Annotated in this window: 16 protein-coding genes and 1 pseudogene; 11 read left to right on the top strand and 6 right to left on the bottom strand. The window is 72.5% G+C overall.

The window, feature by feature from the left end:
* Positions 1–73 precede the first annotated feature (73 nt).
* Together mca and ACOJUI_RS12580 are read left to right on the top strand one after the other, a co-directional pair.
* On the top strand, positions 74–985 hold the full coding sequence (gene mca / locus ACOJUI_RS12585; protein ID WP_422115294.1) for a mycothiol conjugate amidase Mca: 912 nt from the start codon (positions 74–76) through the stop codon (positions 983–985).
* Positions 982–1368, top strand: a complete 387-nt coding sequence (locus tag ACOJUI_RS12580) for a hypothetical protein (RefSeq protein ID WP_422115293.1) — start codon at positions 982–984, stop codon at positions 1366–1368. Before mca ends, ACOJUI_RS12580 begins: the two co-directional genes overlap by 4 nt.
* A gap of 34 nt (positions 1369–1402) precedes the next feature.
* On the opposite strand, the gene trhA is transcribed toward ACOJUI_RS12580, so the two are convergent.
* A complete protein-coding gene (gene trhA, locus ACOJUI_RS12575) occupies positions 1403–2305 on the bottom strand; it encodes a PAQR family membrane homeostasis protein TrhA (RefSeq protein ID WP_422115292.1) in 903 nt (300 codons plus the stop codon).
* Between the two features lie 124 nt (positions 2306–2429).
* Here trhA and ACOJUI_RS12570 point away from each other — a divergent pair, with 124 nt between their 5' ends.
* From ACOJUI_RS12570 to ACOJUI_RS12560, 3 genes are all read left to right on the top strand, one after another.
* On the top strand, positions 2430–3188 hold the full coding sequence (locus ACOJUI_RS12570; RefSeq protein ID WP_422115291.1) for an isoprenyl transferase: 759 nt from the start codon (positions 2430–2432) through the stop codon (positions 3186–3188).
* Between the two features lie 270 nt (positions 3189–3458).
* Positions 3459–4922 carry a PhoH family protein gene (locus ACOJUI_RS12565; protein WP_422115290.1) on the top strand — a complete coding sequence of 488 codons (1464 nt, stop codon included), beginning with the start codon at positions 3459–3461 and terminating at the stop codon, positions 4920–4922.
* Positions 4923–5759: 837 nt separating this feature from the next.
* Positions 5760–6335: an endonuclease domain-containing protein gene (locus tag ACOJUI_RS12560; protein WP_422115289.1), complete on the top strand. Its 576-nt coding sequence runs from the start codon at positions 5760–5762 to the stop codon at positions 6333–6335.
* 495 nt (positions 6336–6830) lie between these two features.
* Here ACOJUI_RS12560 and ACOJUI_RS12555 read toward each other — a convergent pair whose 3' ends face one another.
* Together ACOJUI_RS12555 and ACOJUI_RS12550 are read right to left on the bottom strand one after the other, a co-directional pair.
* A complete protein-coding gene (locus tag ACOJUI_RS12555; protein WP_422115288.1) occupies positions 6831–8246 on the bottom strand; it encodes a class II fumarate hydratase in 1416 nt (471 codons plus the stop codon).
* Between the two features lie 104 nt (positions 8247–8350).
* Entirely contained in the window at positions 8351–9157 is an 807-nt protein-coding gene (locus tag ACOJUI_RS12550) for a carbohydrate kinase family protein (protein WP_422115287.1), read from the bottom strand.
* A 303-nt stretch (positions 9158–9460) separates the two neighbouring features.
* On the opposite strand from ACOJUI_RS12550, the gene ACOJUI_RS12545 reads away from it, so the two are divergent.
* Positions 9461–10174 (top strand): DUF4245 family protein, encoded by a 714-nt coding sequence (locus ACOJUI_RS12545; protein ID WP_422115286.1) that lies wholly within the window; start codon positions 9461–9463, stop codon positions 10172–10174.
* A gap of 27 nt (positions 10175–10201) precedes the next feature.
* On the opposite strand, the gene ACOJUI_RS12540 is transcribed toward ACOJUI_RS12545, so the two are convergent.
* Entirely contained in the window at positions 10202–10528 is a 327-nt protein-coding gene (locus ACOJUI_RS12540; RefSeq protein ID WP_422115285.1) for an exodeoxyribonuclease VII small subunit, read from the bottom strand.
* Entirely contained in the window at positions 10525–11859 is a 1335-nt protein-coding gene (xseA, locus tag ACOJUI_RS12535; protein WP_422115284.1) for an exodeoxyribonuclease VII large subunit, read from the bottom strand. Before xseA ends, ACOJUI_RS12540 begins: the two co-directional genes overlap by 4 nt.
* Before the next feature lie 135 nt (positions 11860–11994).
* Between xseA and ACOJUI_RS12530 the strand changes: the two genes are divergently transcribed.
* The 3 genes from ACOJUI_RS12530 to ACOJUI_RS12520 all read left to right on the top strand — a co-directional run bounded on the left by ACOJUI_RS12530 (position 11995) and on the right by ACOJUI_RS12520 (position 13891).
* On the top strand, positions 11995–12999 hold the full coding sequence (locus ACOJUI_RS12530) for a 4-hydroxy-3-methylbut-2-enyl diphosphate reductase (protein WP_422115283.1): 1005 nt from the start codon (positions 11995–11997) through the stop codon (positions 12997–12999).
* A gap of 57 nt (positions 13000–13056) precedes the next feature.
* Positions 13057–13245 (top strand): hypothetical protein, encoded by a 189-nt coding sequence (locus tag ACOJUI_RS12525; protein WP_422115282.1) that lies wholly within the window; start codon positions 13057–13059, stop codon positions 13243–13245.
* A gap of 235 nt (positions 13246–13480) precedes the next feature.
* Positions 13481–13891 carry a four-helix bundle copper-binding protein gene (locus ACOJUI_RS12520; RefSeq protein WP_422115281.1) on the top strand — a complete coding sequence of 137 codons (411 nt, stop codon included), beginning with the start codon at positions 13481–13483 and terminating at the stop codon, positions 13889–13891.
* Between the two features lie 22 nt (positions 13892–13913).
* Here the strand turns inward: ACOJUI_RS12520 and ACOJUI_RS12515 are convergent, their stop codons facing one another.
* Positions 13914–15128 (bottom strand): DNA recombination protein RmuC, encoded by a 1215-nt coding sequence (locus ACOJUI_RS12515; protein ID WP_422115280.1) that lies wholly within the window; start codon positions 15126–15128, stop codon positions 13914–13916.
* Between the two features lie 228 nt (positions 15129–15356).
* Between ACOJUI_RS12515 and ACOJUI_RS12510 the strand changes: the two genes are divergently transcribed.
* Both ACOJUI_RS12510 and ychF read left to right on the top strand, forming a co-directional pair.
* Entirely contained in the window at positions 15357–16007 is a 651-nt protein-coding gene (locus ACOJUI_RS12510) for an NAD(P)-dependent oxidoreductase (protein WP_422115279.1), read from the top strand.
* Positions 16008–16119: 112 nt separating this feature from the next.
* Positions 16120–17204 (top strand): annotated as a pseudogene (gene ychF / locus ACOJUI_RS12505) (redox-regulated ATPase YchF).
* The last annotated feature ends 216 nt before the right edge of the window (positions 17205–17420 follow it).

Here is a 17420-nt window from a genome sequence, read left to right as displayed (position 1 = left end):
GCCTGCGAGCGGCGCGTCCGCTCCACCGGCCCGCGGGGGCCCCCTCCCCGTCCCGCCGTCTCCGAGGAGTCCCGTGTCCGTCCAGCTGCCCGCCCCCGATGAGCTCCTGCGGATGATCGCCGTCCACGCGCACCCGGACGACGAATCCTCCAAGGGCGCCGGATCGACCGCGCGCTACGCCCGCGAGGGCGTAGAGGTCACGGTCATCACCTGCACCGGCGGGGAGCGCGGCGACGTGCTGAACCCGCGCCTGCAGGGCGACCCCAGCATCACCCCGGAGGTGCTGCCGGAGATCCGCCGCGAGGAGATGAAGCGGGCCCAGGAGATCCTCGGGGTGCACCACGAATGGCTGGGCTTCGTCGACTCCGGACTGCCCGAGGGCGACCCGCTGCCGCCGCTGCCGGCCGGCAGCTTCGCGACGATCCCGGCCGAGGAGGCCGCCCGCCCGCTGGTCGAGGCGGTGCGCCGGCTGCGCCCGCACGTGATGACCACGTACGACGAGAACGGCGGCTACCCGCACCCCGATCACATCCAGGTCAACCGGATCAGCCTCGCGGCCTTCGACCTCGCCGCCGACCCCGACTTCGCCCCCGTGCTGGGGGAGCCGTGGGAGATCGCCAAGCTCTACTACATCAACGGCTTCCACCGGCAGCGGTTCGCGGCGGTCAGCCGCCACCTGCGCGCCGAGGGCACGCCCAACGAGGAGCTCGAGCAGATGCTGCAGCGCTACGACGAGAGCCATGACCGGCTCCTGACCACCCGCATCGACGTGCGCGACTACCTCGCGGTGCGCGATGACGCGCTGCGGGCGCACGCCACCCAGGTCGACCCCGAGGGTCCCTTCTTCCGCATCCCGCACACGGCCGAGACCGCCGCCTGGGGCACCGAGGACTACGAGCTGCACATCTCCCGGATCGGGGTGAAGCTGCCCGAGACGGACCTGTTCGCCGGGCTGCGCCACGAGCACGTCGGGGCCCGCCCGTGAGCGCCGCGGACCTCGCCCTGCTGCTCGGGGACCTCGTCGCTGCGCCGTCCCCCTCGGACGGCGGGGAGCTGAACTCCGTGACCGTCTCCCCGGGGCTGCCCGGCTTCTTCGCGACCTTCGTGCTCGCCGCCGCGGTGGTGCTGCTGCTGGTCGACATGAGCCGCCGCACCCGCCGGGTGCAGGCCCAGGCCCGGGTGCGCGAGCGCATGGAGGCCGAGGAGCAGACCCGCCGGGACAGCGCCACGACCGATGGGGCCGAGGCGGTCGAGGGCGGCGCGCCCGGTGCGGACGGTCCGGCGGACGGGGAGCCGACCGACGGGACGGACGGCGACCCGCGACCCGCTGCGGACCCCGAGGGGCCGACGCCGGACGACCGGCGCTGACCGCCCGGCGCTGACCCTGCCGCGCCCGGCGGGATCAGATCGCGGCGACCGCGACCGCCGCGAAGTGGCAGCCGAAACCGATCAGGGTGCCGGCGTGGAACAGCTCATGGAACCCGAACCAGGCCGGTGAGGGGTTCGGCTTCTTCAGCGCGTACATGACCGCCCCGGCCGTGTAGGCCAGGCCCCCGGCGACCAGCAGCCAGACCACGGCCCAGCCGCCGCCGACCTGCAGGCTCGGCATGTAGAAGACGGCCACCCAGCCCAGCGCGATGTAGGCGGGCACGTAGATCCAGCGCGGGGCGCCGGTCCAGAACAGCCGGAAGCACACCCCGACCAGGGCGCCGCCCCAGGCGATGGCGAGCAGGGTCACGGCCTGGCGCGGCGGCAGCAGCGCCACCGCGATCGGCGTGTACGTGCCGGCGATGATCACGAAGATGTTGGCGTGGTCGACGCGGCGCAGCATGAGCGCCTGCTTCGGGGTCCAGGTCCCGCGGTGGTAGACGGCGCTGACGCCGAACAGCAGCGCCGCGGTGAGCACGAAGACGGCGCAGGCGAGACGGATCGCCAGGCTCTCGCCGACCGCGATCAGCAGCGCACCGGCCATCAGCACGGTGGGGAACGCGACCAGGTGCAGCATGCCGCGCAGGCGCGGCTTGGGCAGCTCCAGCCCGAGCCGGGTGGCGCGCTGGGCCATCGCGCGGGTGAGGGTGCGCGGCGCGAAGGGGAAGTCCTTCGCCGTGGGGAGGTCCGCATCGGCGGTCGCATCGGTGCCGCCGCTCTCGGCGACCGCGTCGGCGACCTCTCGGGGGGCGGCGTCCTCGAGCACGGCGGCCGGGTCATGGCCGCGGTCGCGGCGGTCCGCGCCGCGGGAGGGATCGGAGGTGCGGGTGCTGCTGGAGTGGCTCGGGGAGTCCTCGCGGCGAAGGCCGGTGTTCATGAGGACACCGTAACGCGGTGACCGGCTGTGCCCATCCGGTGAGGATTCGGCGGACGGGCGGGCAGCGCTCCGGCCGTCGTCGATAATGGGGAGCGACGATCGGTGCCAGGGGAGGGAGGCTGCAATGAGGGACCATGGCCTCCTGTACCGCGTGTACGAGCGTCGCCTCACCAAGGAGCTGGAGGCCTTCGACCTCCCCCAGCACCTGGGCGTGATCGTCGACGGCAACCGACGCTGGGCGAAGGCGGCCGGGGAGAGCACCGAGCACGGCCACCGCGTCGGCGCCGCGAAGATCGTCGAGTTCCTCTCCTGGTGCGAGGACCTGGAGATCCCCCTGGTCACGGTCTGGATGCTGTCGACCGACAACCTGCGCCGGCCGCCCGAGGAGCTCGTCGCCCTCTACGAGATCATCGCCGCGACGATCGAGCGGATCCTCGAGGCCGGCTACTGCGTCCGGCTGACCGGCAACGCCGACGCCCTGCCCGCGGAGATCCGGGCCGGGATCGCCCGGGCCCAGGAGCAGGCCACCCCGGAGGCCCGGCTGACGGTCAACGTCGCCATCGGCTACGGCGGCCGCGAGGAGATCGTCGACGCGGTGCGCGAGCTGGTGCGGGAGCACGCCGCGCAGGGCGCGGACGCCGAGCAGATCGCCTCCGCCATCAGCGTCGGCTCGATCGCCGAGCACCTCTACACCCGGGGCCAGCCCGACCCCGACCTGATCATCCGCACCTCCGGCGAGCAGCGCCTCTCGGGCTTCCTGCTGTGGCAGTCGGTGCACTCCGAGTACTGGTTCTGCGAGACCTACTGGCCCGGGTTCCGCCGGGTCGACCTGCTGCGGGCGCTGCGCGACTTCTGCCGACGCGAGCGCCGCTTCGGCGCCTGAGCGCTTAAACCTCGCGGCGTCCGACGGCGGCGGGAGTTCGACGGCTGCAGCGGGTGTCCGACGGCGGGTGTCGGGCGGCGGCGCGGCGTCCGCTATGTGCTGATTCGCCGCACGCCGGTGTGAGGGGTGACACACTGAGCGGGTCGGGGGGTCGGCAGAACTCCCGGTGACGATCGGGTGAATCTCAGACCCGCAACCCGCGGGACGCGCCCGACAGCGGGTGCCCGCAGGGCTATGGTCCGAGCATCCGTGCGATATCGGGAGGCTCCCATGGACGAGACCACCACCACCCGCGAGACGATGCCCGCCGACCACGGCACGGCAGCGCTCGACGGCCGCGCCGACTCGGCGGGAGCGAGCGGAGGCGCGAACGCCGACGGGTCACCCGTGGTGCCCTCCCTGCGCCCCGGCGGAGCGCAGCAGGTCCTGACCGACATCGAGACCGGCGTGATCACCTACGTGCTGGACACGTCGGTGCTGCTGTCCGACCCGCTGTCCCTGCACCGCTTCGCCGAGCACGACATCGTGCTGCCGATCGTCGTGGTCACCGAGCTCGAGGCCAAGCGCCACCACCCGGACCTGGGCTACTTCGCCCGCCAGGCCCTGCGCCTGCTCGACGACCTGCGCGAACTGCACGGCAACCTCTCGCTGCCGCTGCCGATCGGCAAGGAGGGCGGCCATGTCCACGTCGAGCTCAACCACATGAGCACCGCCGCCCTGCCCGACGGCTTCCGCCTCGGCGACAACGACACCCGCATCCTCGCGGTCGCCAAGAACCTCCAGCTCGAGGGCAAGCACGTGGTGCTGGTCTCGAAGGACCTGCCGATGCGCATCAAGGCCTCGGCCTCGGGCATCCACGCAGAGGAGTACCGGGCCGAGCTGGCCCGCGACCGCGGCTACACCGGGATGGTCGCCGCCGCGGTCGACGAGCAGACCATGGCCTCGCTCTACGACGGGCAGACCGTTGAGATCCCCGAGGTCGCCCACCAGCCCGTCCACACCGGGCTGACCATCTCCAGCCCGCGGGGCTCCGCGCTGGGCCGGGTGACCGCCGACAAGCGGGTGCGGCTGGTCGAGGGCGATCAGACGGTGTTCGGGGTCACCGGCCGCTCCGCGGAGCAGCGCGTGGCGATCGACCTGCTGCAGGACGAGTCCATCGGCATCGTCTCCCTCGGCGGCCGCGCCGGCACCGGCAAGAGCGCCCTGGCGCTGTGCGCGGGCCTCGAAGCGGTCCTCGAGCGCCGCACCCAGCGCAAGATCATGGTGTTTCGCCCGCTGTTCGCCGTGGGCGGCCAGGAGCTCGGCTACCTGCCCGGGGACCAGAGCGAGAAGATGGGCCCCTGGGGCCAGGCCGTGTTCGACACCCTCGGCTCGATGGTCTCCCAGAACGTCATCGACGAGGTGCTCTCCCGCGGCATGCTCGAGGTGCTGCCGCTGACCCACATCCGCGGCCGCTCCCTGCACGACGCCTTCGTGATCGTCGACGAGGCGCAGTCGCTCGAGCGCAACGTGCTGCTGACCATGCTCTCCCGCATCGGCCAGAACTCCCGGGTGGTGCTCACCCACGACGTGGCCCAGCGCGACAACCTGCGCATCGGCCGCTACGACGGCATCGCCTCGGTGGTCGAGGCACTGAAGGAGAAGGACCTGTTCGCGCACGTCACCCTGCAGCGCTCCGAGCGGTCGAAGGTGGCGGAGCTGGTCACGCATGTGCTGGACGAGCCGGTGATCTGACGTGGATCGGGCGGGGTGGGCCGAGCCGGCCGCTCGGCCCGTGGCCACGCCGCCGCCCGGCCCGTGGCCGCGCCGCCGTCCGGGCACGTAGGCACGCCGCCGCCCGCGCACGTGCCCACGCCCCGGCAGCGCGCTGCGCCCTGCCGGTGGCCGCGGCACGTCACCACGGACCTGGCCGGCGGTGCCCGGGCGGGCTGGGTCACGGTGCGGATCCGCATCCCGCCCTCGGGCCAAGGGCGGTGGCGGATGGTGGCGCTATGCCAGCATCGGGGGCCGTATACGGGGATGGATGCTGGCTGAGCGCCACCATCTGCAATCGTCGGGCCCAGCCCTGAGGCACGGGCAGCAGCGGCGCGTGTTGTGGCGCGGTGCCGTGCCGTGCCGTGCCGTGCCGTGCCACGCCACGCCGGCCATGCTGCGGGGGCGTGACCGGGCCCGGACTGCTCCTCCACAGCGGGCACCGATCCACAACCGCGGGCCGAGCGCTCACGGGCCGAGAGGTTCGGTGGTGTGCTCGCGGGCATGCAGCTGAAGGGGGTGCGTCACAGGTCGCTCCTGATCGCGGATGGCGTGGAGACGCCGCAGGTCAGGCGGTGGCTGCGCCAGGGCGCCATGACCAGCCTCCAGCCGTGGTACATGACGGAGGCGGCGCCGGCGGGCATGATCCGCCTGCTGCGCTTCGGGGTCAGGCCCACCTGCCTGGATGGGGCATCGCTGCTCGGACTGTGGACCCCGCCTCACCCGGGCACGCACGTCTTCCGACCGCGGCGGCGACCCGATGACCCGGCGCTCGCAGGCGCTCGTGCCTTCCCAGTGCGGCGCCGGGAAGGGCAGGTCGTGACGCTCGGCAAGCCGGAGGCCCTGGTCCTGCACAGACCGATCCTGCGCTCCTGGCCCGATGACGAGCCGGTCCCGGCGTTGGATCTCGTTCTCACCCACGCCGCGCACTGCCTGCCGGTGGAGAAGTCAGCGATTCTGTTCGAATCCGCGCTGCACCGCCGACTGCTCTCCCGCCATGACGCGGAGCAGATCCTCGCAACGCTCCCTCAGAGGATCCGTCGGCCGCTCCAGCGGATCCGCGCGGACGCCGAGTCCGGAACCGAGACGATGGTGCGCTGGTGGCTGGAGTCGAGGGGCTATCCGGTGAGGCCGCAGATGGCCTTCCCGGACGGTCGTCGACGGATGGACCTGCTGGTGGGCAGGAGCTGGGCCATCGAGTGCGACAGCCGCGAGTTCCATGACGACCCGCGCAGCTACGGCGAGGACCGCGCTCGGGACCTGTACCTGACCTCGCGGGGGTATCGCGTGACGCGGCTGTCCTGGGAGCAGGTGTTCCTGCACTGGGAGGAGACGCAGCGAATGCTGCTGGCGATCCTCCGGCGCGGCGAGCACCTGGATCCGCCACGCCGCTGAGGTCACGAGGTCGGGGACGCGACGGGACCAGGACCGTCGGGCTGCGGCGTGTCGACCTGGGCCCACCGCAGTCGAGAGCGGCGAGCCGACAGCGCCGCTGCTCTCGGGCCTCGACCAGCGCAGCGACGCGGTCGTACGGAGCCGGTCGAGGGCGCGGGCCTGAGGAGCTTCCCACGCAGCGGTCGAACAGCCGGCGTCGGCGCCTGGCCGAGCGGAATCTGCGTCGCGGGTGCAGATGGTGGTGCTCAGCCAGCATCGACCGTCGTATACGGGGCCGGATGCTGGCTCAGCGCCAGTATGTCGCCATTGTCGCCGTGGACCGAAATACGGACCCCCCCCCCCCCCCCCCCCCCCCTTCGCGCCGTGGCTGCGCCGCACGGCCCTTGGCACGCAGCCACGGCGGGCGGACGGTCTCCGTTGGCACAGCGGAGCCTGTCCGGTTCACCGCACGGGACGCCGATCGGGAGGTGCAGGGCACGGCGTCCCGTGCAGCGATCAGGCCTTCGGCGCGGTCATCGACAGCACGTCCAGCGCCTCGTCCAGCTGCTGCTCGGTCAGCTCGCCGCGCTCGACGAAGCCCAGCGCGAGCGTCGCCTCCCGCACCGAGATGCGCTCGGCGACGGCGTGCTTGGCGATCTTCGCCGCGCTCTCGTAGCCGATCAGCTTGTTCAGCGGGGTCACGATCGAGGGGGAGGCCTCGGCGTAGAAGCGGGCCTTCTCCTCGTTCGCGACCAGGCCGTCGACGGTCTTGTCCGCCAGCACCAGCGAGGCGTTGGCCAGCAGCCGGATCGACTCCAGCAGGCTGGTGCCCATCAGCGGGATCTGCACGTTCAGCTCGAAGGAGCCCTGCGCGCCGCCCCAGGCGATGGCCGCGTCGTTGCCGATCACCTTGGCGCAGACCATCAGCACCGCCTCGGGGATGACGGGGTTGACCTTGCCCGGCATGATCGAGGAGCCCGGCTGCAGGTCGGGGATCGCTATCTCGCCCAGGCCGGTGTTCGGGCCCGAGCCCATCCAGCGCAGGTCGTTGCAGATCTTGGTGAGGGAGACCGCGATGGTGCGCAGCGCCCCGGACATCTCCACCAGGCCGTCGCGGTTGGACTGCGCCTCGAAGTGGTTGCGGGCCTCGGTCAGCGGCAGCGAGGTCTGCTCGGCGAGGTTCGCGATCACCTTCTGCGGGAACCCGAGCGGGGTGTTGATGCCGGTGCCGACGGCGGTGCCGCCCTGGGGGACCTCGGCGGTGCGGGGCAGCGCGGCCTCCACCCGCTCGATGCCGTAGCGGATCGAGGCGGCATAGCCGCCGAACTCCTGGCCCAGGGTCACGGGGGTGGCGTCCATGAGGTGGGTGCGGCCGGCCTTGACCACGCTCTTCCAGGCCTCGGCCTTGGTCTCGAGCGCCTCGGCGAGGTGCGCGAGGGCGGGCAGCAGGTGGGTGACGACGCCCTGGGTGACGGCGACGTGCACCGAGGTGGGGAAGACGTCATTGGAGGACTGCGAGGCGTTAACGTGGTCGTTGGGGTGCACCTCGACGCCGGAGCGGGTGGCCAGCGTCGCCAGCACCTCGTTCATGTTCATGTTCGAGCTGGTGCCCGAGCCGGTCTGGTAGGTGTCCACCGGGAACTGGGCGTCGTGCTGACCGGCGATGACCTCATCGGCGGCGGCGACGATCGCGTCGGCGATCGCCGCATCGAGCACGCCGAGCTCGGCGTTGGCGCGGGCGGCGGCCTTCTTCACCTGCGCGAGGGCGTGGATGTGCGCCGGCTCCAGGCCCTGCCCGGAGATGGGGAAGTTCTCGACCGCGCGCTGGGTCTGCGCCCGGTAGAGGGCCGCAGCGGGGACCCGCACCTCGCCCATGGTGTCGTGCTCGATGCGGTAGCCGTCCTGCTCGGCGGCGGGTGCGGACTGGGTCATGGAGAGGCCTCCCTCAGGTTGTCGTGCGGTGGGTCGGGACGAACGGGTGGACGGTGCGCTCGGATCGGCGCGGCCGAGCGGTCGCGGGGCGACCGGGGCGGGTCTCAGGTGAGCTCGTGGCTCCACGGGGGATTCGCCCCGGCGCGGGAGACCGTGATCGCGGCCAGCGCCGAGGCGCGGCGCAGCACGGTGGCGACGTCATCGGCCGGGATCGCGGCCAGCTGCGGGCGACGCTCGGCTCCGAGCAGACCCTTGGCGGCCAGCGCGTCGAGGATCCCCGCGGAGAACGTGTCCCCGGCGCCGACGGTGTCGACCGCCTCGACCTCCACCGGCGAGACCTGCACCCGCCCGGCGCGGGCGAAGCCGACGGACCCCTCGGCGCCGCGGGTCAGGACCGTGAGCGCGGGTCCGAGCGCGCGCCAGGAGGCGACCACGTCCTCGACGTCGTCGGTGCCGTAGAGCCAGGCGACGTCCTCGTCGGAGGCCTTGACGACGTCGCTGAGCGCGATGTTCGCCTCGATCCGCTCGCGCACGGCCGCCGGTGAGCCCATCAGGGTGGGGCGGGCGTTGGGGTCGTAGCTGATGGTGGCGTGCTCGCGATGACGGCGCAGGACGTCGCCGACGGTGGCCGCGCCGGGGTCGAGCACCGCGGCGATCGAGGAGGTGTGCACGGCGTCGACCTGCGCGGGCAGGCCGCTCGGGTCCGGGTCCCAGAGCAGGTCGAAGGTGTAGGTGGCGGCGCCGTGCGCGTCGAGCGTGGCCTGCGCGGTGGAGGTGGGCGCGGCGACCGAGCTGCCCGGGGTCAGCGCGACCCCGGAGGCGGCCAGGTGCTCGCGGATCGCCTCCCCGCGCTCGTCGTCACCGATGCGGGTGAGCAGGTGGGCGTGATGGCCGAGGCGGGCAAGCGCCACGGCCACGTTCAGGGGGAGCCGCCGGGATGCTCACGACGGGCGCCGTCGGCGTCGACGACGATGTCTGTGAGTGCTTCTCCGACGATGAGGAAGTTCGCGGTCACCGCTCGATCATCGCAGGTTTGGGCGGGTGGGGCGAACGGCTGCGGCGAGGGCGCCGGTGGCGCCTGCCGCGTTGTGCGCGAGGAGGCCCACGGCCCGGGCGGCGGTGGAGCCGCGCCCGGGGATGCTCGCGGCGCGGCCGACGGAGTCGAGCGCGTCACCCTGGGAACCTCGGCTGCCGGCAGCAGGGACAATGAGCCCATGCACGATGTCCACCCTGAGGCCCGCGACACGCCGGCGACCCCGGAGGCGATGCCGCCCGCCGCCGCCCAGCCGACGCCGGTGGCCGCCGAGCCGGCACCGCCTGTCGCCGCCGAGCCGGCACCGCCCGTCGCGGCCGTCCCGGCGCCGCGAGCGAAGTCCGCGTACCAGCTGCCCACCAAGCAGAACACCCGCCTGCGCAACACGCTGTGGGCGCTGATGCTGACCATGGCGGTGGTGGTCGTGATCGGCATCGCCTTCTTCGGGGTGGGCAGCGATCTGGAGCGCGAGCCGCTGGAGAATTCGGAGCTGGACGTCGCCGCGAGCGCCGAGCGGGCCCAGGACCTCGCCCCGTTCCCGATCGCGGTCCCGCAGCCGGGGCAGGAGTGGGTCGAGCGCTCCGCGCGCTTCACCGACGGCGGCAGCCCGCGCTGGACGCTCGAGTACACCTCGCCGCAGGGCCGCCTGGTGAGCTTCGTGCAGGAGAGCGAGGTCAGCGCCCCGATGCTGTCGGCCGCGCTGCCCGGTGCCATCGTCCAGGAGGAGCTGAGCCTCGGCGGCGCCGACTGCACCGTGCTCAGCGGTGGTCAGCCGGGCGCCGAGCAGGTCGCGATCTCCTGCCAGGGCGACGGCTGGGGCTTCCTGACCCACGGCGCAGCCGAGCGGGCCGAGCTCGAGGAGCTCGCGACCGCCGCGGTCGCCTCGCTGGACTGAGCTGAGCCCGCACCGGCCGCGCTCACGTCACCGCTCGCCGGCATCCCCGGTGCGCCGCGCGGCCACGGCCTCGTCCAGCCGCTCCCGCGCCCCGTCGAGCCACTGCTGGCAGCGGCGGGCGAGCATCTCCCCGCGCTCCCACAGCCCGATCGAGTCCTCGAGTCCGCCCTGCCCGGACTCCAGGCGCCGCACCACCTCGACGAGCTGGTCGCGCGCGGCCTCGTAGGAGAGCTCGGCGATGTCCGCCGGCAGCGGCTGCGGACCCTCGGCCGGGGTCAGCGTGCGGCTCCCGGCGGCGGCCGCGGTGCCCTCCTCGGCGGTCAGGTCGTCCTCGGGGCTGGTGCTCGGGCTCATCGGGTCTCCTCGGTCGAAGCGGATGTCGGGGCGTGCGGGGGAGGGGTGTACGGGTCGGTCTCGGCGCGCTCGACCCCGAACCGCCCGCCGGCGACCCGCACCGACAGCGCATCGCCGACGGCGGTCTGCTCGGGGGCGCGGACGATGGCGCCGTCGGCGGTCTGCACCACGGCGTAGCCGCGCTCGAGGGTCGCCAGGGGGCTGAGGGCGCGCACCTGCCGCCCCAGGTGGTCGATCTCGTCGGCCGCCCGGTCCAGCCGGGAGCCGATCAGGGTGCGGGCCAGGGCGATCCGCGAGCGGATCTCGTCCGCCCGGCCGGCCAGGATCGTCGAGGGGTTCTCGAGCACGGGGCGGGAGCGCAGCGCGTCCAGCGCCGACTGCTCGCGGTCCAGGCGGGCCCGGATCGCGGCCCGCACCCGCGTGCGGCCCAGCTCCAGCTGCTCGATCTCGGCCTGGATGTCGGGCACCACGCGCTTGGCGGCGTCGGTGGGGGTGGAGGCGCGCACATCCGCGGCCAGGTCGATCAGGGGGGTGTCCACCTCATGGCCGATGGCGGAGACGATCGGGGTGGCGGCCGCGGCGACCAGGCGGGTGAGCTGCTCGTCGGAGAACGGCAGCAGGTCCTCGAGGGAGCCCCCGCCGCGGGAGATGATGATGACGTCCACGTCCTCGCGCGCGTCGAGCTCGCGCAGCGCGGCGGAGACCTCCCGCACCGCCTTCGCGCCCTGGACGGCGACCTCGCGGATCTCGAACTGCACGGCCGGCCAGCGGCGACGGGCGTTGACCACCACGTCGCGCTCGGCGGCGGACTCGCGCCCGCAGATCAGCCCCACCACCCGGGGCAGGAAGGGCAGCGGCTGCTTCCGGGAGGCGGCGAACAGGCCCTCGGCGGCGAGGACCCGCTTGAGCTGCTCGAGCTGGGCCAGCAGCTCGCCCAGGCCCACCGGGCGGATGTCGTCGGCCTCCAGTTGCAGGCTGCCGCGCTTGGACCAGAAGGTGGGCTTGGCGTGGACCACCACGCGGGCGCCCGGCACCGGCTCGGTGGCCAGGCCCCGCAGCACGGTCTCGCGCACGGGGACCGAGAAGGACATGTCCACGTCCACGTCCCGCAGCGTCATGAAGCTCATCCCCGAGCCCGGCCGGCGGTTGAACTGCACGATCTGGCCCTCGACCCACAGCGGCGCCATCCGCGCCACGTACTCGCCGACCTTCACCGAGAGCTGCCGCAGCGGCCACGGGTTCTCCGGCGTGGTCTGCGCGGCGGTGGGGGCCAGGGCCGGTCGCGGCGCTGCGCCACGGTCCTCGCCGTGCTCGTCCGTGCTCTGCGTCATGGCTCCACTCTGGCACGCCGGTGCGACAGGACGCGTCAGCCCCCGCGCCGTGTGGGGCCTGGGCCGGTGTGGAGGGATGGTGAGTCTCGCCCCACGACCCTGCCTCTTCCGGCCCCGGCCTCCTACGATGGAGCGGTGAGCACCGGAACCGTCCTTCTTGCCGAACCGCGCGGGTACTGCGCCGGAGTCGACCGAGCCGTGGTCGCCGTCGAACGAGCCCTGGAGCACTACGACGAGACCGTCTACGTGCGCCACGAGATCGTGCACAACAAGTTCGTCGTCGACGCGCTGAAGGAGAAGGGCGCCGTGTTCGTCGAGGAGGTCGACGAGATCCCCGAGGGGTCCCTGGTCATCTTCTCCGCCCACGGCATCTCCCCGAAGGTCCGCGAGATGGCCGAGCAGCGCAACCTGCGCACGATCGACGCCACCTGCCCCCTGGTGACCAAGGTCCACAAGGAGGCCGTGCGCTTCGCCCGCCAGGACTACGACATCCTGCTGGTGGGCCACGAGGGCCACGAGGAGGTCGAGGGCACCGCCGGTGAGGCCCCCGATCACGTGCAGATCGTCAACTCGCCCGACGACGTCCACAAGGTCACCGTCCGCGACCCGGAGAAGGTCGTCTGGCTCTCCCAGACCACCCTCAGCGTCGACGAGACGATGGAGACCGTGGACCGCCTGCGCGAGCGCTTCCCGACCCTGCAGGCCCCGCCCAGCGACGACATCTGCTACGCCACGCAGAACCGCCAGGTCGCGATCAAGAAGATCGCCCCGGACGCGGATCTGGTGCTGGTGGTCGGCTCGCCGAACTCCTCGAACTCGGTGCGCCTGATGGAGGTCGCCAAGGAGTCCGGCGCGAAGGCCTCCCACCGCATCGACTCGGTCGCCGAGCTGCGCGAGGAGTGGTTCGAGGGCGTCGAGACCGTCGGCGTCACCTCCGGCGCCTCGGTCCCCGACGTCCTGGTCCAGGAGCTCCTGGTCGAGCTCGCCGAGCGCGGCTACGGCGACGTGAAGCCGGTCCGCACGGCCACCGAGGACCTCATGTTCTCGCTGCCGCGCGAGCTGCGCCAGGAGATGAAGAACCGCGGCGCCGTCGACGAGCGGGTCAAGCCCACCGGCGAGCGGGCCACTGCCGAGTCCTGAGCGGCTCCCTGCCGGGCGGCGGGCGACGCCGCCGCTAGTCGGGGACGTCTCCCCGTCGTGCTGCCTCTGCGCGAGACCGCTCTGGACCACACCGACCAGGCGGTCCGGCTCAGCGGGCAGCGCTTGTCGTTAGGGCTCGAGCAGCTCACCGCCACGCTGCGGCAGGAGTTCCTCGGCAGCGGCGAGGACCCGGCCGCGGTCATCGCCGCCTACGCGGCGGAGCATCAGCAGCCACTGCCCGCCTGACCTCCGCAGACCGTCGCAGCGCCGGCGCTCGGGCAGCGAGCGCACCCCGAGCGCACGCCGTGGGGAGCCTCGGCAGGAGCGTCCCGGTGCGGGGCCGATTGCGGGGCTGCCGTCCGCCCCGCTCCCGGGCAGCGTGAGTCGCCCTCACTTCCCGAGCCGTCCGAGCGCTGGCTACGGTGAGGGCCTGCGGGCCGGTGTCTGCCGGTCCGCTCGGATCGACAGAAGGAGCGGAACGATGAGCCATCACGTGAGCTCGATGCTGGAGACCTACCCCCACGACATCGGGAACATCGATGCCCAGAAGCTGGCGGCGTGCATTGAGGCCTGCCTGGAGTGCGCCCAGACGTGCACCGCCTGCGCCGATGCCTGCCTGGCCGAGGACATGGTCGCCGGCCTGCGCCAATGCATCCGCCTGAACCTCGACTGCGCGGACGTCTGCGCAGCCACCGGGGCCGTGCTGTCGCGCCAGACCGGCACCGACGTCGCCGTCCAGCGGGCTCTGCTCGAGGCCTGCCGCGCCGCGTGCGCCGCCTGCGCCGAGGAGTGCGAGAGCCACGCGGGGATGCATGAGCACTGCCGGGTGTGCGCGGAGGCCTGCCGGGCCTGCGAGCAGGCCTGCGCGGAACTGCTCGCCGCCCTGAGCTGACCCTCGTCCCACACTGAACCTCTCAGCCGGCGCGGTCCTCGCGCTCGAGGCGGCGCGGCCGGCTGCCGGTCGGCCCGGCGAGGTCGGCGATCTCCGCCTCGTCGAGGGTGCGGGCGCGGCGCGTGAGCTGCTCGACCTCGTCGAGTGGGGTGCCGGTCAGCCCCAGGTCCTCGAAGCGGCGCGCGGTGACCATGACGCGGGACTGCAGGGAGCCCACTGCGTCGTTGAACGCGGCGACCGCGGAATCCAGGGAGCGCCCCGCCTTGCCGAGGTGGCCGCTGAAGGTGCCGAGCCGGTGGTGCAGCTCGCGGCCCGCCTCGAGCACCTCCCGGGCGTCGCGGTTCAGGGCGTCGGTGCGCCAGGTGTGCGCGACGGTGCGCAGCAGCGCCACCAGGGTGGCGGGGGAGGCGACCACCACGTCCTTGCCGAAGGCGTCGTCCAGCAGCGTCGGGTCGGTCTCCAGCGCCGCGGCCAGCACCCCGTCGCTGGGCACGAACAGCACCGTGAACTCCGGGGTGTCCCCGAGCGCCTTCCAGTACGCCTTCGAGGCGATCACGCCGACGTGGTGCCGCAGCGCCTTCGCGTGCGCCTTCCGCCGGGCCGCCGCCCGCTCCGGGTCCGTCTCCTCCATCGCATCGAGGTAGGCGTCCATCGGGGCCTTCGCGTCGATCACCACATGGCGGTCGCCAGCCAGGTGCACGACCAGGTCGGGGCGCTGCCCCTTGTCGCCATCGGCGCGGGTCCCGGGCAGCTGCTCGGTGAAGTCGACGTGCTCGAGCATCCCCGCGGCCTCCACGATCCGCCGCAGCTGCACCTCGCCCCAGCGACCGCGGGCGGTCGGTGCCCGCAGGGCGGCAGTGAGCGCGCTGGTGCCGGTCTCGAGCGACTGGGCGCGCTGGGCGAGCTGTGCCAGGTGCGAGCGCAGCGCCCCCTCGGCGTCGATGCGGGCGGCCTCGGAGCGGGCCAGGGACCGTTCGAGGTGGGCGAGGGTGGCGGTGATGGGGGCCAGGGTGCGCTGCAGCTCGGCCTCGCGCTCCTCCTCGGCGGCGTCGCGCCGGGCGGTGTCGCGCTCGTACCGCTCGTCGGCCAGGCGCAGCAGCTGCCCGGCGGCGTCGGACTCCGCGCGGCGCTGAAGCTCGGCGTTCCGGGCGCGCTCGCGCAGCAGCAGCCACGTCACCACGGCGCCGAGGGCCGCGCCCAGCACCAGTCCCAGCAGGAGCATCTGTGTTCCACCCATGGGCCCAGCACACCACGGCCGGGCGACAGACGAACGGAGCCGCGCCTCGAGGCGCAGTCCGCGGGGCGCCGGGGCCCGGTTCACCGAGGGCGTCACGGCGTCGACGCCGTGCGCGTTGACGTCCACGGATGGACGCGCCATACTTGTTAAAAGTTCAAGTAGTAGTCCTCCAGCGGAACCTGAGTTCCGGCGGAACCATGCGCCCTGGTGGCGCAGGAAGGAGCGGTCATGTCCCGCATCGTCATCCTCGGAGGCACCGGCTACGCCGGAGGCCATATCTCGGCCCACGCCGCCCAGCGCGGTCACCAGGTGCTCGCCGTCGCCCGCCATGCCCCGAGCGACCCCGTCGACGGCGTCGACCACCGCACCGGCGATGTGCGCGAGGAGTTCTTCGTGGCCGGCCTCCTCGAGGGAGCCGACGTCGTGATCTCGGCGCTGTCCCCGCGCGGCGACATGGCAGATGCCGCGACGTTCCGCGGAGTGGAGAGCACGGTCGCCCGCCTCGCCCAGGAGCAGGGCGTGCGCTTCGGCGTGGTCGGCGGCGCCGGCTCGCTGCTGGTCGCCGAGGGCGGCCCGAAGCTCGTGGACACCCCCGAGTTCCCGAAGGAGTTCGCCGACGAGCCGCGGGTGCTCGATGCGGTCCTGCAGGACCTCCGCGCCTCGGACGAGGATCTGGACTGGTTCTTCGTGAGCCCCGCGGCCGGGTTCGGCGCCTTCGCGCCGGGGGAGGCGACGGGCGCCTACCGGGTCGGCGGCGACCTGCTGCTGACCGATGAGAAGGGCGAGTCCTTCATCTCCGGCGCCGACCTGGCACTCGCCGTCGTCGACGAGATCGAGAAGCCCGCGCATCGACGGACCCGCTTCACCGTCGCCTACTGAGCCCTTCGGAGCGGCTGGGCACGCGTGCGGGTGCCCGGCCGTTCTGGTCTGAGACCAGAGGCTCACCGGGTCCGAGCTCGGGGTCGAGGCCCGCCCCGTAGAATCACGTTCCGTGGCTCTTACTATCGGAATCGTCGGACTGCCCAACGTTGGCAAGTCCACCCTCTTCAACGCTCTCACCCGCGCCGAGGTCCTCGCCGCGAACTATCCGTTCGCGACCATCGACCCCAACATCGGCATGGTCCCGCTGCCCGACCCGCGGCTCGCGCAGCTCGCCGAGGTCTTCGGCAGCGAGAAGCTGGTCCCCGCGAGCGTGTCCTTCGTGGACATCGCCGGCATCGTCAAGGGCGCCAGCGAGGGGAGGGGCTGGGCAACAAGTTCCTCGCGAACATCCGTGAGGCCGACGCGATCTGCCAGGTCACCCGGGCCTTCGCCGATCCCGACGTGACCCGCGTGGAGGGTTCCACCGATCCCTCCGGCGACATGGAGATCATCACCACCGAGCTGATCCTCGCCGACCTCCAGACCATCGAGAACGCGATGCCGCGCCTCGAGAAGGAGACCAAACGAGGAGTACTCGACTCCGCCGTCCTCCCGAACGTCGTCAAGGCCAAGTCCCTGCTGGAGACCGGAAAAACCCTGTTCCAGGGCGCCGAGGCGGCGGGCATCGACGTCTCCGCGCTGCGAGAGCTGCAGCTGATGACCACCAAGCCCTTCATCTACGTCTTCAACACCGACGAGGAGGGCCTGGCGGACACCGCCTCGCAGCAGGCGCTGCGGAACCTGGTGGCCCCGGCCGACGCGATCTTCCTCGACGCGAAGTTCGAGTCCGAGCTGATCGAGCTCGACGTCGACGAGGCCGCCGAGATGCTCGAGTCCACCGGGCAGGAGGAGTCGGGACTGAACCAGCTCGCCCGCGTCGGCTTCCACACCCTGGGCCTGCAGACCTACCTCACCGCCGGTCCCAAGGAGTCCCGCGCCTGGACGATCCCCAAGGGCGCCACCGCCCCGCAGGCCGCCGGCGTCATCCACACCGACTTCGAGCGCGGCTTCATCAAGGCCGAGGTCGTCTCCTTCGACCACCTCATCGAGGCCGGATCCATGGCCGAGGCCAAGGCCAAGGGCTGGGTGCGGATCGAGGGCAAGGAGTACGTGATGCGGGACGGCGACGTGGTTGAATTTAGGTTTAATGTGTAGAACTTTCTCATGGTCTGGTCTTTTTTCATTAATTGATGTCGGAGTACTTGTCCGATCAGCGGAACGTGTTCAGTAAGCAAATTCGCTTTGGTCGGACTTGTATCGCCAATAAGATGTGAGGACTAACTCGTGCGCGACTGGGGACTTTAACCATGAAGACTAGGGCGGGGTACCTCGACCGAAACAAGCTGCAGAGTTGGGCTGACACACGCTCCT

The organism is Brachybacterium sp. UNK5269 (assembly GCF_049266655.1).
Classification (GTDB): Bacteria; Actinomycetota; Actinomycetes; order Actinomycetales; family Dermabacteraceae; genus Brachybacterium.
Note: the sequence above shows the minus strand (reverse complement) of the source record. Positions and strands in the feature narration are given on the sequence as shown.

Coding starts and splice junctions, on each gene's coding strand:
- trhA (WP_422115292.1), bottom strand. CDS start 2,305: ATGAACACCGGCCTTCGCCGCGAGGACTCCCCGAGCCACTCCAGCAGC.
- ACOJUI_RS12570 (WP_422115291.1), top strand. CDS start 2,430: ATGAGGGACCATGGCCTCCTGTACCGCGTGTACGAGCGTCGCCTCACC.
- ACOJUI_RS12565 (WP_422115290.1), top strand. CDS start 3,459: ATGGACGAGACCACCACCACCCGCGAGACGATGCCCGCCGACCACGGC.
- ACOJUI_RS12555 (WP_422115288.1), bottom strand. CDS start 8,246: ATGACCCAGTCCGCACCCGCCGCCGAGCAGGACGGCTACCGCATCGAG.
- ACOJUI_RS12545 (WP_422115286.1), top strand. CDS start 9,461: ATGCACGATGTCCACCCTGAGGCCCGCGACACGCCGGCGACCCCGGAG.
- ACOJUI_RS12540 (WP_422115285.1), bottom strand. CDS start 10,528: ATGAGCCCGAGCACCAGCCCCGAGGACGACCTGACCGCCGAGGAGGGC.
- xseA (WP_422115284.1), bottom strand. CDS start 11,859: ATGACGCAGAGCACGGACGAGCACGGCGAGGACCGTGGCGCAGCGCCG.
- ACOJUI_RS12520 (WP_422115281.1), top strand. CDS start 13,481: ATGAGCCATCACGTGAGCTCGATGCTGGAGACCTACCCCCACGACATC.
- ACOJUI_RS12515 (WP_422115280.1), bottom strand. CDS start 15,128: ATGGGTGGAACACAGATGCTCCTGCTGGGACTGGTGCTGGGCGCGGCC.
- ACOJUI_RS12510 (WP_422115279.1), top strand. CDS start 15,357: ATGTCCCGCATCGTCATCCTCGGAGGCACCGGCTACGCCGGAGGCCAT.